Here is a 14,461-nt window from a genome sequence, read left to right as displayed (position 1 = left end):
TCATGCAGACTTTGCACACCACACTGCTGATCATCGGCGGCGGCCCTGGCGGTTATGTGACGGCGATCCGTGCCGGCCAACTGGGCATTCCGACCATTCTGGTGGAAGGCCAATCCCTGGGCGGCACCTGCCTGAACATCGGCTGCATTCCGTCCAAGGCACTGATTCACGTCGCCGAGCAGTTCCACCAGACACGACACCACAGCCAGCATTCGGTCCTGGGTATCAGCGTTTCGGCGCCCACCCTGGACATCGGCAAGAGCGTGGAATGGAAGGACGGCATCGTCGATCGCCTGACCACCGGCGTCGCGGCGCTGCTGAAAAAGAACAAGGTTCAGGTCATTCAAGGCTGGGCCAAAGTCATCGACGGCAAAACCGTGGAAGTCGGCGACACGCGTATCCAGTGCGAACACCTGGTGCTGGCCACCGGTTCCAAAAGCGTCAACCTGCCGATGCTGCCGATTGGCGGGCCGATCATCTCGTCCACCGAGGCCCTGGCGCCAACATCCGTGCCGAAACGATTGATTGTGGTCGGCGGCGGTTACATCGGTCTGGAACTGGGCATTGCCTATCGCAAGCTCGGCGCCGACGTCAGCGTGGTGGAAGCCCAGGAACGCATCCTGCCGGCCTACGACGCCGAACTGACCCAGCCCGTGCACGACGAACTGAAAAAACTCGGCGTGAAGCTTTACTTGAAACACAGCGTGCAAGGCTTTGATTCACAACAAAATACCTTGAAAGTACTGGATCCGAACGGCGATACCCTGAACCTGGAAACCGATCAGGTGCTGGTGGCCGTCGGTCGCAAGCCGAACACCCAGGGCTGGAACCTCGAAGCGCTGAACCTGGAGATGAACGGTTCGTCGATCAAGATCGACAACCGCTGCCAGACCAGCATGCGCAACGTGTATGCCATCGGCGACCTGAGCGGTGAACCGATGCTCGCGCACCGGGCCATGGCCCAGGGTGAGATGGTCGCCGAACTGATCAGCGGTAAATCTCGCGAGTTCAACCCGACCGCCATCGCCGCCGTGTGCTTCACCGACCCGGAACTGGTGGTGGTCGGCAAGACCCCGGACGAGGCCAGGGCCGCGGGCCTGGACTGCATCGTGTCGAGCTTCCCGTTCGCCGCCAATGGCCGGGCCATGACACTGGAGTCGAAAAGCGGCTTCGTGCGCGTGGTCGCCCGTCGCGACAATCATGTGATTGTCGGCTGGCAAGCGGTGGGCGTTGGCGTGTCGGAGTTGTCAACGGCGTTTGCGCAGAGCCTGGAGATGGGCGCGCGGCTGGAAGACATCGGCGGCACCATCCACGCGCACCCGACGCTGGGCGAGGCGGTGCAGGAAGCGGCGTTGCGTGCGCTTGGTCACGCCTTGCACCTGTAATCCGAACCTGTAGGAGCGAGCTCGCTCGCGAAAAACGTCAGGACAACGCGGTCATGCAGACAGGACGCGTTATCGTTGACGTCCATCGCTAGCAAGCTAGCTCCTACAAGGAATGCAATCCGGGCTGCGAAATGGGCCCGGAATGAAGTATTGTTGTGCCCATCCGGAAAAACGTCAGAACCTTGAACCGTTTCGGCGGTTGTTAAGTGATAGAGGGTGTCATGGGTAACGAAAGCATCAATTGGGACAAGCTGGGTTTTGACTACATCAAGACCGACAAGCGCTATCTGTCGTACTGGCGTAATGGCGAGTGGGACAAAGGCACCCTGACCGAAGACAACGTGCTGCACATCAGCGAAGGCTCCACTGCCCTTCACTATGGCCAGCAATGCTTCGAAGGCATGAAGGCCTATCGTTGCAAGGACGGCTCGATCAACCTGTTCCGTCCGGACCAGAACGCCCTGCGCATGCAGCGCAGTTGCGCGCGCCTGCTGATGCCACAAGTCGACACCGAGCAATTTATCGAAGCCTGTAAAGAAGTGGTTCGCGCCAACGAGCGTTTCATTCCGCCGTACGGCACCGGCGGCGCGCTGTACCTGCGCCCGTTCGTGATCGGCGTGGGTGACAACATCGGCGTGCGTACCGCCCCCGAGTTCATCTTCTCGATCTTCTGCATCCCGGTTGGCGCCTACTTCAAGGGCGGCCTGACCCCGCACAACTTCCTGATCTCCAGCTACGACCGCGCTGCGCCACAAGGCACCGGTGCCGCCAAGGTCGGTGGCAACTACGCCGCCAGCCTGATGCCGGGCTCCCAGGCCAAGAAGGCGCATTTCGCCGACTGCATCTACCTGGACCCACTGACCCATACCAAGATCGAGGAAGTCGGTTCGGCCAACTTCTTCGGGATCACCCACGACAACAAGTTCGTGACCCCGAACTCGCCATCGGTACTGCCGGGCATTACCCGCCTGTCGCTGATCGAACTGGCCAGGTCCCGCCTGGGTCTGGACGTGGTCGAAGGCGACGTGTTCATCGACAAGCTGGCGGACTTCAAGGAAGCCGGTGCTTGCGGTACTGCAGCGGTGATCACGCCGATCGGCGGCATCAACTACAACGACCACCTGCATGTATTCCACAGCGAAACCGAAGTCGGCCCGATCACCCAGAAGCTCTACAAAGAGCTGACCGGCGTGCAAACCGGCGACATCGAAGCGCCAGCGGGCTGGATCGTCAAGGTTTGATCTGACGCCACGGTTCGTTTGAACACAAAAGCCCGGCCTTCACGTTGAAGGCCGGGCTTTTTTCGTCCGCGCTGCGTGGAAAACGTCACTCTCGATCCTGAGCGATCCGGGCAAACAACCACTCCACGAACACCCGTGTGTGCGCCGTCACGTCCGGCGCAACACCGTAGTAATAACGCGGTAACGGCATACGCAACTCCGGCAACGGGCAGACCAGGTGTCCGCTCAACAGATGGTTGCCCAGCAACGAGGTCGGGCACAAGGCAATGCCCTGTCCATCCACGGCGGCCTGAAGCACCAGGTGCATGTGATCGAACTGCCGGGTCATCTGAGTGGCGGACTGACTTTGACCAAAGTGCATGGCCCAATTGTGCCAGTCTTCGCGGCGTGCCCTGGCGGTCAGTAACGTGTGCCGGCCGAGCGAAGTGAGGTCTACAAGCGGCAGGCGCTCGATCAGCGATGGCGCCGCAACCAGCAAGAGTTCGTCTTCGAAGAGTGCTCGCGCCTCAATCGCCGGCGCCCAATCGTCACGACCACGGCGAATGACGATATCGAACCCGTCGCGTGCCTGATCGGGAGCCTGGGTTTGCGTGATCACCTGGGGCTTGATGTCTGGGTGCTGCGCAACGAAATCCGCCAACCTGGGCGTCAGCCAAAGCAAGGCGAAGGATGGACGGACGTTGATCTTCACGGTAGGCAGCGAGGCATGCTGCTTGAGCGCGGCCGCGGCATTGGCAATCTGCGACAACCCGGCGCTGACCTGCTCATAAAAGCGCCGGCCGGCGGGCGTCAGCACCGATTGACGGATACGCCGCTCGAACAGCAGCACCCCCAGGTACTCCTCGAGCAATTTGATGTGCCGACTGACGGCACTGTGGCTGACGTGCAGCTCTTCGGCCGCCAGACTGAAGCTCTGATGACGAGCGGCAACGGCGAAGGCGCGAACGGCATTAAGAGGTGGTAGTTGATTCATCATGCGTCTAATTTAGTCACCTGTGCGCTCTAATTAAAGCGTTTGTCACGCCTTCGTCGTCACGCCAATCTGCCTGCACGCAGCCAGCGCCATCTGACGGAGCAAGACATGAACAGCTACGGACTCTTTATACTTTTCGCCACCCTGACCATTTTGAGCCCGGGGCCTGGCGTGGTCCTGACACTCTCCAATGCGGTGCGTCACGGCTGGACGGGGGCGGTGCCGGGCATTCTGGGGATCGCATCGGGGGCGTTTGTTGTCGCCGCCATCAGCGCCACCAGTGTTGGTCTGATACTTGGCACCTCCGCGAACGCCTTTACCGTGTTGAAATACGCAGGGGCAGCCTATTTGTTGTACCTGGGCTACAAAAGCTGGCGTTCGGATCGTTTCAGCACGCTGCTTGAAACGCACCCTTCAAGCCCGGGCTATCGTTTCCTTGAAGCGGCTTCAATGCAGCTTTTGAACCCCAAGGCGGTGTTTTTCTTCCTGGCAGTGTTCCCGCAATTCATCGACACCTCGGCGCACTTCTACACCCAGTTCATCAAGCTGGTCGCCTCCTACGGTGTGCTTGTGATTCTGGTGCATGGCAGCTATGCCTTGCTCGCCAGTACTGCCAAAAGCTGGTTATCGAGCCCCAAGGGTTCCTGGCTGGCCGCTAAAGTCTCGGGCGTGACCTTCGCCGGCTTTGGCGTGCTCATGGCCTCAGCCAGTCGCTAAGTCGCAGGACTGGCGAAGAGACCGGCACTGGACAACCTGAAGCGGGAATACCGCCCTTCCGCGAATGGACGGATCCCACTGTTCAGTGCCTGATCGAAGGTTCCGCCCCGAAAGACGCTCAAGCCGTGCGATATTCGACAGTCAGGTGAGACAGCTCATGGACCGGCGCCAGGCGTTCGCGAATGGCGTCGGCACTGACATTGGCCGCCGCCACAACGCTGACAATTGCCGCCCGCGCCTGCGGGCCGACCTGCCACACATGCAGATCGCTGATACGCACATCGTCCGACGACTCGAGCAGTTCACGAATCTCATCGGCAACCTGTGCATCCGTGACATCGAGTAGTACCGCAGCGCTGTCACGCATCAAGCCAACGGCCCATTTCGCGATCACGATGGCGCCCACGATGCCCATCACCGGGTCCAGCCACACCCACCCCAGATACCGCCCGGCCAGCAACGCGGCAATCGCCAGCACCGAGGTCAAGGCGTCGGCCAACACATGGACATAGGCTGAGCGCAGGTTGTTGTCGTGATGGTGATGATGGCCGTGATCATGGCTGTGCCCGTGATCATGGCCATGATGACCGTGGTCGCCCGCCAGCAAAAGGGCGCTGACAATGTTCACCGCCAGCCCCACCAGCGCAATCACTGTCGCCTCGGTGAATGCCACTGTGGTGGGCTGAAACAGGCGAAAAACCGACTCACCGGCAATGCCGATCGCCACCAGTCCCAGCACCATGGCCGAGGCAAAACCCGCCAGATCCCCGACCTTGCCGGTTCCGAAGCTGTAACGCGCATTATTGGCATTGCGCCGTGCGAACCCATAGGCCGCCGCAGCGATGCCCAAGGCCCCGGCGTGGGTGGCCATGTGAAAGCCATCAGCCAGCAACGCCATGGAACCGGTGATGTAACCGGCAGCAATTTCGCCGATCATCATCACAAACGTCAGCGCCACCACCCATAAGGTGCGGCGGGCGTTTTCATCATGGGAGGCGCCGAGAAACACATGGTCATGGGAAAAACGCGAAGCCTGGGGTGGCAGTGTCATGGGATTCAGGCCTCTATTTGGCATAACGACGGATGGCCAGTAACAAGTCTTCCACGCCCTGGGCGCGCTCTTCGTCGCTCAGGTCTGGATGGGCCACGTGCTCACGGGCGTGGGCGTCGATGAACTGCTCCAGCAGACCATTGACCGCGCCCCGGATGGCGGCCACCAGATGCAGGGTCTTGGCGCAATCGGCATCGGACTCGAGCGCTCGCTCCACGGCCTCCACCTGACCGGCAATTCGCCTCACCCGTTTGATCAAGTCATCTTTGTGTTCATGAATGTGCGACATACCAATACCCCCTACCCCTATATAGCACCTATGATCGCCAATAGAGCGGAGCCTGGCAAGGCACAACCAGATGATTGGCCGCTAAACGTTCAGGTTCAATACCCCCCTGTTGACCGGCTGGATTAGTTACACCGGGTTAAAACAGTCATGACCGGCAGTGCGTTTATCCCGCAGGAGTTTCTCCATAGAGTCACCTGGATCATGGTGAACAACGAGGCTCGATTGATGCAAACCCAACTGGACAAGGCACTGAGTGTTTTTGCGCGGGCAGACCTGCTGCAAGGTCCCACGCCCATTCAGCGGGCTGCGCGACTTGAACAGCTGCTGGGCCTGGACAAGCAGGGTATCGGCCTGTTTCTCAAACGTGACGACCATATGTTGATCGGCGCGGGTGGCAACAAGCTGCGCAAACTTGAATTCCATATCGGCGCGGCGCTGCAAGCCGGGCTCGATACGGTCATTACCGTAGGCGGCATCCAGTCCAATCATGCCCGCCTGACCGCCGCCGTGTGCGCCCGGCTGGGCATCGCCTGCGAGCTGTTCCTGACCCGGGCCGTGGCCAAGGCCGAGGTGGACTACGAGCTCAACGGCAACGTGCTGCTCGACCATTTGTTCGGCGCGCAGATGCAGGTGTTTGCCGGCGGTACCGACTCACTGGCCAAAGCCGAGGCCAGGGCGGCGCAGCTTCGGGACTCCGGGCACAAGGTCATGGTGCTGCCAACCGGTGGCTCGACGCCCTTGGGCAGCCTTGGCTATGCCCGCTGCGCAGCGGAAATCGCCCGGCAAGAGGCCGAACTGCAACTCGCGTTCAATCAAGTGGTAATACCCAACGGCAGCGCCGGGACGCATGCCGGGCTGGCGGCGGGTTTCCAATTACTGGGCCGGGGCGCGTCCCTGGTCAAGTCGTTCTCGGTGTTGTCCGACCAGGAATCATCAACAGCGAGAACCCTGCAATTGACCCGCGAGACATTGGCGCTACTGGACAGTAACGCCCAGGTGCGGGCTGACGAGCTGGTGATTGACGGCAGCCAGCTGGGTGCCGGCTATGGCCTGCCAACCGTCGCCATGCGGGACGCGGTACGCCTGATGGCGCGTGCCGAAGGTCTGTTGGTCGACCCGGTGTACTCCGGCAAGGCCTTTGCCGGATTGCTGGCCGACCTGCGGCAAGGGCGCTTCGCCCCCGGGGACAATGTGCTGTTCATCATGACCGGCGGAACACCCGGCCTGTATGCGTACCGGGAAACCTTTCAGGCCTGACGCTCAATCATCCCGTGTCAGCACTTCGAGCAATTCAATTTCGAAGATCAGGTTCGAATTCGGCGTGATCTTGCCCATGGTGCGCTCGCCATAGGCAAGATGCGCCGGCACCAGCAACTTGCGCTTGCCACCGACCTGCATACCCATGATGCCCTGGTCCCAACCCTTGATGACCCGTCCGGTGCCGATCACGCACTGGAAGGGTTTGCCACGACTGTAGGAAGAATCGAATTCGGTCCCGTCCTCCAGCCAGCCACGGTACTGGGTGGTGATCAGCGCGCCTTTTACGGCGGCTTTTCCGTCACCCGGCTGAAGATCGATTACCTGAAGCTCGTCATTCATTGAATTCACTCGTATGCTCACTCGCCCTCAAGGGCCTGATGGGCGCCGTTTTCCCAGATTTGCCCGCGATTGGCAACCATTGCCGCCTCCGCGCGCGGCGTTCAAAGCTGTTTGCTGAACTAAAATAATCAACTACCACCCGTACGGTTCACCGCCCCGATGGCCATCCCCGAATGATCCTGCTCTGGACCAGCGTCATCCTTGGCTCAATGACGCTTACCCTGATCGTCGCGCTGGCCTGGCGCGAGCGTTTGCTGCAAAAGCAACTGGCAGAGTATCGAGCGATCATCAGCAGCTTGTCCGAAGGCCGGAACATCCACCAGGATGGCGACGCCGAGCGCTTCAAGCGCAGCCAGTATTTCGCTCGTATCGGCACCTGGGATTGGGATGTCGACACCGACCGGCTGTACTGGTCGGAAGCCATTTTCGGCATGTTCGGCTTTAAGGTCGGCGAAGTGACGCCCTCCTATACCCTGTTCTGCTCCTGCGTGCACCCGGACGACCGGCTCAGGGTTCGGACCGGCGAACTGCGCTGCCTGGAAACCGGCGAAAACCATGATGAGGAATACCGCGTGGTCTGGCCCGACGGAACGATCCGCTGGCTGCGGGAAACCGGCAACGTGGTCAAGAATGAACACAACGAAACGATCAAGATGATGGGCGTGGTACGCGACATCACCGAAGAAAAGGCCTCGGCCAACTACCTCAAGCACCTGGCCCATTACGACCCTCTGACCGGCCTGCCCAATCGCCTGGTGCTCGAAGAGCGCCTGTCCGAAGCGCTGGAACAAGCGCGCACCAGCGCCACGCGAGTGGCGCTGGTGTTTGTCGATCTCAATGGCTTCAAGGCCATCAACGACCGCTATGGTCATGCGGCCGGCGACCGGGTGCTGGTCACTACCGCCACACGGCTCAAGCGCATTCTGCGCGGCACCGACACCGTCGCCCGGATCGGTGGCGACGAATTCGTGATCATTATCCAGGGCTTGCCCCAAGGCAAAAACCTGCAAAACGAAGCGCGCACCATCTGCCAGAAAATCTTCGTCGAACTCTCCCCGCCCGTCACCATCGGCAACGACCAGCGCCATATCGGCACCAGCCTTGGCGTCGCCGTGTTCCCCGACCATGCACCAAGCATTGACCGCTTGCTGCACATTGCCGACCTGGCGATGTATGAGGCCAAGCGCAGCGGGAACAATCAGTATCGATTGGGCACCGAGAGCGTTGTGCGGGCATACAGCCAGTAACGCGATATCGGCGGGTGCCGGTTCTCGTTACATGACTGTTATCATAATAATGTTTCGAACTGTACCGGCAACCTTGAGGGGCACCCGAGTAGGCTGCTCAAAAAACCATCGGAATTCGCCATGCATATCGCCATCCTGACCTTTGACGGCTTCAATGAACTGGACTCGCTGATTGCCTACGGCATGCTCAGCCGGGTTTCCTTGCTCGGGGACAAGGATTGGCGCGTGAGCATCGCGTCGCCAACTGCGCGGGTCACGTCGATGAATGGTTTGACCATCGATGCGCACATCGATCTCGCCGAGGCCTGTCAGGCGGATGCAGTGCTGGTGGGCAGCGGCCGCAAAACCCGGGAAGTGGCCGCAACCCCGGGGATCATGGAGCAACTGCAATTCGACCCCGCACGCCAGCTGCTGGCGGCCCAGTGTTCCGGTACCTTCCTGCTGGCCAGACTCGGCCTGCTCGGGGATGCCCCGGCCTGCACCGATGCCATCAGCAAACCCTGGGTGTTGGAGGCCGGCGTCAATGTCGTCAACCAGGCCTTCTACGCCAACGGCAACATTGCCACCGCGGGTGGCTGCCTGGCGTCGCCGTACCTCGCGGCCTGGCTACTGGCGCGGTTGAAAGGCCGCGAGACCGCCCGGGAAGTGCTGAACAATTTTGCCCCTGTGGGTGAGAAGGATGAGTATGTGGCCCGGGGCATGGCTCATATCGAGGCGTTTATCTGATCGTTTGGCCATCCAGCCTGATGCAGGCTCAGCCCTGTCCCCGGATGTATTGATCCACTTCACACATCAATGCATGCCAACAATGCAATTAACATATCGATGCTCCTGCTCCACTATCCGCCCCAATAAGAACCGTGCGCCGCGTCCAACCGGGGCACGTCATAAAAGCGGTGGAGTACACGTCAATGACAGCATCAATCCAACAGCCCGCGACTACCGGTCGCTCCCGGGCCAACGCGATCTTCCGGGTCACCTCGGGCAACTTCCTCGAACAGTTCGACTTTTTCCTTTTTGGTTTCTATGCCACGCAGATCGCTGCCGTGTTCTTCCCGGCCAGCAGCGAATTCGCCTCGTTGATGATGACCTTCGCCGTGTTCGGTGCCGGCTTTTTGATGCGTCCGTTGGGCGCCGTGGTGCTGGGTGCCTATATCGATGATGTGGGTCGACGCAAAGGGTTGATCGTGACCTTGTCGATCATGGCCAGCGGCACCATCCTGATTGTGCTGGTGCCCGGTTACGAAACCATCGGTTTGTTCGCCCCGGCCCTGGTGCTGATCGGGCGACTGCTGCAGGGCTTTTCCGCCGGTGCGGAGTTGGGTGGCGTGTCGGTGTATCTCGCCGAAATCGCCACACCCGGCCACAAGGGCTTCTTCACCAGTTGGCAGTCGGGTAGCCAGCAAGTGGCAATCATTGTCGCCGCCGCGCTGGGTTATGCTTTGAACCAGTGGATGGCACCGGGTGTGCTTGCCGATTGGGGCTGGCGGATTCCGTTTTTCGTCGGCTGCATGATCGTGCCATTCATCTTCCTGCTGCGCCGCAACCTGGAAGAAACCGAAGAGTTCGCCACCCGTAAACACCGTCCGGGCATGGGTGAAGTGTTCCGCACCCTGGGGCAAAACTGGCTGACCGTGTTTGCGGGCATGATGATGGTCGCCCTGACCACCACCGCGTTCTACCTGATCACGGTGTACGCGCCGACCTTCGGTAAAACCGTGCTGCAGCTGAGCACGTCCGATGCACTGCTGGTGACGTTGCTGGTCGGTGTCTCCAATTTCATCTGGCTGCCGATTGGCGGTGCACTCTCGGACCGTATCGGTCGACGCCCGGTGTTGATCGTCATGGCCTTGCTGGCCATCGCCACCACCTACCCGGCGCTGACCTTTCTGGTCAACGCGCCCAGCTTCATCCACATGCTGCTGGTCTTGCTGTGGCTGTCGTTCATCTACGGCCTGTACAACGGCGCGATGATCCCGGCGCTGACGGAAATCATGCCCGTGGAGGTGCGAGTCGCCGGGTTCTCGCTGGCGTACAGCCTGGCCACCGCCGTGTTCGGCGGGTTCACCCCGGCAATGTCGACCTTGCTGATCCAGTACACAGGCGACAAGGCTGCGCCGGGTTACTGGATGAGCTTTGCAGCACTGTGTGCACTCTGCGCGACGCTCATGCTCTATCGCCGAGCCTCGAATCATCTGCAAGCGGTGGCGTCATGAACCTGCCCTTTATCGAGAACATGACCATGAAAAAACCGTTCAATCTGGCCGTCCTCGCGGTGGTGGCCAGCCTGAGCTTGAGCGGCATTGCCCAGGCTGAAGAGATCCGTGTGATGACCTCCGGCGGCTTCACAGCGGCCTACAAGATCCTCGGGCCGAAGTTCGCCGCCGCCACCGGCAACACCCTCGACACCGCACTCGGTCCATCCATGGGCAAGGCGCCAGAGGCGATTCCCAATCGCCTGGCCCGCGGAGAGCAAGCCGACGTGGTGATCATGGTCGGCTATGCACTGGACGATCTGATCAAACAAGGCAAAGTCGATCCTGCTTCAAGAGTCGAACTGGCGGATTCGCGCATTGGCCTGGTCGTACGCGAAGGGGCACCGAAACCGGATATCAGTAACGTCGAGGGCCTGAAAAAGACCCTGCTCGATGCTAAATCAGTGGCCTACTCCGACAGCGCCAGCGGCGTGTACATCGAACAGCAGCTGTTCAAACGCCTGGGTATCGAAGACCAGCTCAAGCCCAAGTCGACCATGGTTCCGAAAATCCCCGTGGGCTCGGTGGTTGCCACTGGCGATTATCAACTGGGCTTCCAGCAAGTCAGCGAGTTATTGCCAGTGCCGGGGGTCAGTTTCGTGGCGAAGATTCCGGAGTCAGTGCAGTCGGTTACCCGGTTTGCCGCCGGTATCCCGGTAGGTGCACAGCACCCGGTCGAAGCCAGAGCCCTGCTGGAATACATGGCTTCGGCCCAGGCTCAACCGGACGTAAAGGCGACCGGGCTGGACCCGGTCAGTCGCTGACTGCCGGCTGCAGGACTTTCATCTCCACCACCAGCCGTTCCAGTTCAAGTGCCGCCGGGGTCAGGGTTCGACCCCGGCGCTTGATCAGACCGACGCTGCGCATCACTTGTGGGTCGGTCAACGGCACCCGCGTCAGGATCGGGTGATCCGCTGCCGGCATCGCCATCAGCGGCACCGCCGCCACACCCAACCCGGCTTCCACCAGACCGATCATGGTGGTCACGTGGCGGGTTTCGCAGATACTCGGCCGCTGCGGCACCACGCCGGTCAACGCCTGATCCAGCAGAAAGCGGTTACCCGAGGTTTTATCCAGCGAGATGTAATCCTGCCGGTAGAACTCGTTCCAGGTGACACTGCTGCGCCCCGCCAGCGGATGATCGCGCCGGCACGCCACTACATATCCCTCTTGCACCAAGGGCTCGAAATCCACTTCGGCTTCCAGCGTGCCCATGAAACTCAGGCCGAAATCCGCTTCGCCATTGACTACCGCACTCAACACTTCGTGGGCGCTGGAGTCCAGCACCTTGACCCTGATCTTCGGAAACTGCCGGTGATAGTGCGCGATCACCCGCGGCATGAAGTAGTAGGCCGCCGAGGGTACACAGGCGACCGTGACGTGACCGAGCCGGGTCGAAGCGACTTCGCTGATACCCAGTAATGCCACGTCCAGATCGTCCAGAAGGCGTTCGACGCTGGGCATGAAACCCCGTCCGGCCTGGGTCAGGCTGACCTTGCGCGTGGTGCGCTCGAACAGCCGCACGCCCAGGGCGTCTTCGAGTTTTTCGATGCGCCGGCTCAAGGCGGGTTGGGAAATACGCACCGTATCGGCGGCCTTGCGAAAGCTGCCCTGCTCCACCACCGCACGGAAAGCCTGCAGATCGTTGAGGTCGAAGTTGATCGCCATGGGGATTACTCGGGAGGGACAGTTGGATTGATCAGCAAATTCTATAAATGTAACTAGTTAATGCAAATTGTAACATCTGAACCCGAGCGCTTTGCTGACGTCGAAAGGCTCAGCCTTTATTCTTGTCACCCCCGCTATACCGAGTTCTGGAGTTTTCTCATGCCCCATGAAGGCAACCTGCTACAAGCCGCTGTCGTGTTTCTGTTGGCGGCCGTGCTCATCGTTCCATTGGCCAAGCGCCTGCAACTGGGGGCGGTTCTGGGTTATCTGTTTGCCGGCGTGATCATCGGCCCATCGGTGCTGGGTCTGATCGACAACCCGCAAAGCGTCGCGCACATTTCCGAACTCGGTGTGGTGTTGCTGCTGTTCATCATCGGCCTGGAGCTGTCGCCACGACGTTTGTGGGTCATGCGCAAATCAGTGTTCGGCGTGGGTCTGGCACAAGTGTTGCTGACCGGTTCGGTGATTGGCGTGGTGGCGCTGTGGGCCTTTGGCCAGCCATTGAACACCGCGATCGTCCTGGGCCTGGGCCTGGCGCTGTCGTCCACGGCGTTCGGCCTGCAAAGCCTGGCTGAACGCAAGGAACTGACCAGCCCTCACGGGCGGCTGGCGTTCGCGATTCTATTGTTTCAGGACATCGCTGCGATCCCGTTGATCGCCATGGTGCCGTTGCTGGCCGGCGGCGATCAGCCCACCACTGCCGGCGAAGACCTGAACCACGGCCTGCAAGTGCTGGTCAGCATCGCCGTGGTGGTGATCGGCGGGCGTTATCTGCTGCGACCGGTATTTCGCGTGGTGACCAAAACCGCGCTGCCGGAGGTCTCCACCGCCACGGCGCTGCTGGTGGTGATCGGCACGGCATGGCTGATGGAACTGGCCGGTATTTCCATGGCCCTGGGCGCATTCCTCGCCGGCCTGCTGCTGGCGGACTCTGAGTACCGACATGAACTGGAAGCTCAGATCGAACCGTTCAAGGGCCTGTTGCTCGGGCTGTTTTTCATCAGCGTCGGCATGGGCGCGAACCTGAGCCTCTTGCTGAGCATGCCGGTCGCGGTGCTGGGCCTGACCCTGCTGCTGATCGCGATCAAACTGCCGCTGCTGTTTGTTGTCGGTCGATTGGCCGGCGGCTTGAAGAAGCTCAGTGCGATCCGCCTGGGTATCGTGTTGGCGGCGGGCGGTGAATTTGCCTTTGTGGTGTTCAAGATCGGTCGCGATCACGGGCTGTTCGCGGCAGAGCTGTATGACTTGCTGGTGTTGACCATCACCCTGTCCATGGCCGTGACGCCGCTGTTGTTGCTGCTTTGTGCGCGGCTGGTCAGCCCGAAAGTGCAACCGGTGGAAGTACCGGAGAAATTCCGCGAAATCGACACCGACGCACCACGGGTGGTGATCGCCGGCATGGGCCGCATGGGCCAGATCGTTGCGCGGATCCTGCGCGCACAGAACATCAAGTTCGTGGCCCTCGACACCTCGGTGGAAACCATCGAGCTGTCCCGTAGTTTTGGTGGCGTGCCGGTGTTCTACGGCGACCCGATGCGCCCGGAAATCCTCAGCGCGGCCAAGGTCGGGGAAGCCGAGTTTTTCGTGATCGCCACCGACGACCCGGACACCAACATCAAGACCGCCGAGCTGGTGCACAGGCTCTACCCGCATATGAAAATCATCGCCCGTGCCCGCAACCGTCAGCATGTGCACCGGCTGATGGACGTCGGCGCCCACGCCGTGCGCGAAACCTTCTACTCGAGCCTGGAAATGAGCCGAAAAACCCTGATCGGGTTGGGATTGACCCAGGCCCAGGCGGATGCGCGGATCAAGCGTTTCAAGCAGCACGACGAAGAGGTGCTCGAGGCCCAGCATGCGGTGTATGACGACGCCGTAAAAGTGATGCAGACGGCAAAGGAAGCGCGAGTCGAACTGGCGAAGTTGTTTGAGTCGGATCAACTGGAAGAAGAGTCAGCCAGGAATTGAGGTGACTGTTCGGACCTCATCGTCGGAGCGCCGCCCGGGGCAAGCCCGCGAAGAACGATAACGCGGTG

General features: G+C 60.6%; 14 protein-coding genes. 9 read left to right on the top strand and 5 right to left on the bottom strand.

Annotated elements, in window-relative coordinates:
* Nucleotides 1-2 precede the first annotated feature (2 nt).
* Nucleotides 3-1,385: a dihydrolipoyl dehydrogenase gene (gene lpdA, locus CAF65_RS01655; protein ID WP_085714707.1), complete on the top strand. Its 1,383-nt coding sequence runs from the start codon at nt 3-5 to the stop codon at nt 1,383-1,385.
* A gap of 221 nt (nt 1,386-1,606) precedes the next feature.
* Nucleotides 1,607-2,626, top strand: coding sequence for a branched-chain amino acid aminotransferase (locus tag CAF65_RS01650; protein ID WP_085714706.1), 1,020 nt, complete (start codon nt 1,607-1,609; stop codon nt 2,624-2,626).
* A gap of 85 nt (nt 2,627-2,711) precedes the next feature.
* On the opposite strand, the gene CAF65_RS01645 is transcribed toward CAF65_RS01650, so the two are convergent.
* A complete protein-coding gene (locus tag CAF65_RS01645; RefSeq protein WP_085714705.1) occupies nt 2,712-3,602 on the bottom strand; it encodes a LysR substrate-binding domain-containing protein in 891 nt (296 codons plus the stop codon).
* Between the two features lie 105 nt (nt 3,603-3,707).
* On the opposite strand from CAF65_RS01645, the gene CAF65_RS01640 reads away from it, so the two are divergent.
* Nucleotides 3,708-4,316, top strand: coding sequence for a LysE family translocator (locus CAF65_RS01640; RefSeq protein ID WP_085714704.1), 609 nt, complete (start codon nt 3,708-3,710; stop codon nt 4,314-4,316).
* A gap of 118 nt (nt 4,317-4,434) precedes the next feature.
* Here the strand turns inward: CAF65_RS01640 and dmeF are convergent, their stop codons facing one another.
* Nucleotides 4,435-5,367 carry a CDF family Co(II)/Ni(II) efflux transporter DmeF gene (dmeF, locus tag CAF65_RS01635; RefSeq protein WP_085714703.1) on the bottom strand — a complete coding sequence of 311 codons (933 nt, stop codon included), beginning with the start codon at nt 5,365-5,367 and terminating at the stop codon, nt 4,435-4,437.
* 13 nt (nt 5,368-5,380) lie between these two features.
* Nucleotides 5,381-5,656, bottom strand: coding sequence for a metal/formaldehyde-sensitive transcriptional repressor (locus CAF65_RS01630; RefSeq protein ID WP_046037323.1), 276 nt, complete (start codon nt 5,654-5,656; stop codon nt 5,381-5,383).
* Nucleotides 5,657-5,881: 225 nt separating this feature from the next.
* Here CAF65_RS01630 and CAF65_RS01625 point away from each other — a divergent pair, with 225 nt between their 5' ends.
* A complete protein-coding gene (locus CAF65_RS01625) occupies nt 5,882-6,913 on the top strand; it encodes a D-cysteine desulfhydrase family protein (protein ID WP_085715223.1) in 1,032 nt (343 codons plus the stop codon).
* A gap of 3 nt (nt 6,914-6,916) precedes the next feature.
* Here the strand turns inward: CAF65_RS01625 and CAF65_RS01620 are convergent, their stop codons facing one another.
* Complete coding sequence (locus CAF65_RS01620) at nt 6,917-7,255, bottom strand: FKBP-type peptidyl-prolyl cis-trans isomerase (protein WP_085714702.1); 339 nt, start codon at nt 7,253-7,255, stop codon at nt 6,917-6,919.
* A 173-nt stretch (nt 7,256-7,428) separates the two neighbouring features.
* On the opposite strand from CAF65_RS01620, the gene CAF65_RS01615 reads away from it, so the two are divergent.
* From CAF65_RS01615 to CAF65_RS01600, 4 genes are all read left to right on the top strand, one after another.
* The gene (locus CAF65_RS01615; protein WP_085714701.1) at nt 7,429-8,502 is read left to right on the top strand and encodes a sensor domain-containing diguanylate cyclase; all 1,074 of its coding nucleotides are present in this window, start codon (nt 7,429-7,431) and stop codon (nt 8,500-8,502) included.
* Nucleotides 8,503-8,622: 120 nt separating this feature from the next.
* Complete coding sequence (locus tag CAF65_RS01610) at nt 8,623-9,228, top strand: DJ-1/PfpI family protein (RefSeq protein WP_085714700.1); 606 nt, start codon at nt 8,623-8,625, stop codon at nt 9,226-9,228.
* Between the two features lie 185 nt (nt 9,229-9,413).
* Nucleotides 9,414-10,718 carry an MFS transporter gene (locus tag CAF65_RS01605; protein ID WP_085714699.1) on the top strand — a complete coding sequence of 435 codons (1,305 nt, stop codon included), beginning with the start codon at nt 9,414-9,416 and terminating at the stop codon, nt 10,716-10,718.
* 26 nt (nt 10,719-10,744) lie between these two features.
* Nucleotides 10,745-11,521: a substrate-binding domain-containing protein gene (locus tag CAF65_RS01600; RefSeq protein WP_085715222.1), complete on the top strand. Its 777-nt coding sequence runs from the start codon at nt 10,745-10,747 to the stop codon at nt 11,519-11,521.
* On the opposite strand, the gene CAF65_RS01595 is transcribed toward CAF65_RS01600, so the two are convergent.
* Complete coding sequence (locus CAF65_RS01595) at nt 11,511-12,425, bottom strand: LysR family transcriptional regulator (protein WP_085714698.1); 915 nt, start codon at nt 12,423-12,425, stop codon at nt 11,511-11,513. The genes CAF65_RS01600 and CAF65_RS01595 overlap by 11 nt on opposite strands.
* A 159-nt stretch (nt 12,426-12,584) precedes the next feature.
* Here CAF65_RS01595 and CAF65_RS01590 point away from each other — a divergent pair, with 159 nt between their 5' ends.
* Complete coding sequence (locus CAF65_RS01590) at nt 12,585-14,393, top strand: monovalent cation:proton antiporter-2 (CPA2) family protein (RefSeq protein ID WP_085714697.1); 1,809 nt, start codon at nt 12,585-12,587, stop codon at nt 14,391-14,393.
* Nucleotides 14,394-14,461 lie beyond the last annotated feature (68 nt).

Source organism: Pseudomonas sp. B28(2017) (assembly GCF_002113025.1).
Taxonomy (GTDB): Bacteria; Pseudomonadota; Gammaproteobacteria; order Pseudomonadales; family Pseudomonadaceae; genus Aquipseudomonas.
The sequence above is the reverse complement of the archived record's forward strand: the minus strand, read 5'-3'. Positions and strand labels throughout refer to the sequence as shown.